At 47.9% G+C, this 1,323-nt stretch carries 1 protein-coding gene; it reads left to right on the forward strand.

Annotated elements, in window-relative coordinates:
- Positions 1 to 231 precede the first annotated feature (231 nt).
- A partial coding sequence (locus Q8M98_06405) for a hypothetical protein (protein ID MDP3114392.1) occupies positions 232 to 1,323 on the forward strand: 1,092 nt, incomplete at its 3' end.

The raw sequence follows: 1,323 nt of genomic DNA on the forward strand, positions 1-1,323 counted from the left end.
GGTTTTACGATAACCAATGGCACAGGTGAATACTCAGTCAATTACGACCTCACTGTCGGGGGTGGCAGATTAGTTGGCAGGATGAGCGGGCAAAGAAACGTGAGCCTTATCAACTGTTATGTTCACGGAAACACTGCCAAGCGTGGGGGAGGTCTGTGGATCAGTGCCTGCAACCTGTTCATCAGCGGTGTCACAATAAAAAACAACCGAGCTTCCGTTGGAGGAGGAATAATGTTCCCGGGCGTGTCCGGAGCTCAATTCAACACCACTTATGACCCGGTGAACCGCTGCAGTATCTACAACAACATCGGTTTTTTCGGCAGCGATATGTATTATTATTTGGTCAATGCCGTGCATGTGGTGGTCGATACCTTTACCGTGGCGAACCCCTGGAATTTCTATGCCTGCGCCATAGCCGGCAACCCCACTATCGTCAACCCCTATACCTTTGATATTCTGAACACCGTGCACACGGAGGTCAATCACGATCTATATGTAGCCCCCTGGGGCGACGATAATAACAGCGGGGTCAGTCCATCAGAGCCGATGCGGACAATCTATAACGCAGTGTATAAGATCGCCTCCGACAGCAGCAATCCTAAGACCGTATATGTTGCTAACGGTACCTATTCCAGCAGCTTGAACGGACAGATATTCCCCATCCCCCTGAAAAGCTACATGAACCTCGTAGGAGAATCCCAGGACGGCACCATTCTCGATGCTGAGTATCAAGATTTCATTATCTATATCTCCGCACACAGCCAAAGTTTCAACATGTCGCAATTGAAACTAATAAATGGTAAAGCTGGCGTTATGACGTCTAAAGGAATAGATTACACGGTAGATAAGGTCACCATTAATTCCATTGTTGACATTCGCCTGACTATGGGTTTTTTGGGGAATAAAACTCAAACAGCCCGCCTGTCCAATCTTACTGTCTCAAATGTGAGTTCACCTCAAAACGCAACCGGCGTGAGGTTTCTGGCATTCACTAATAGCATAGAAATGACCAACGTCGAGATCAGCGATTGCAGGTCATACAACTGGATGCCGACTTTGGAAGCAAGTGCAAGGGGAGACAGCCGGTTCAAGATGGACGGCTGCCGGTTTTACAACAACAGCAATTACTCCGCTGATGTGTTTAATACGATTATGCAGGTTTCACCGGATTATGACTATGGCCAGCGTTTACGGATCGAGATCAAGAACTCGGCATTTTACAACAATTACCAGGTTATGTCGGCACAGATGGCAAATATCCGGGCTCTGAACGACACGGTCTTTATCAGCAACTGCACTTTTGCGGACAACAGTGGCGGCACT

The organism is Candidatus Cloacimonadaceae bacterium (genome assembly GCA_030693415.1).
GTDB lineage: Bacteria > Cloacimonadota > Cloacimonadia > Cloacimonadales > Cloacimonadaceae > JAUYAR01.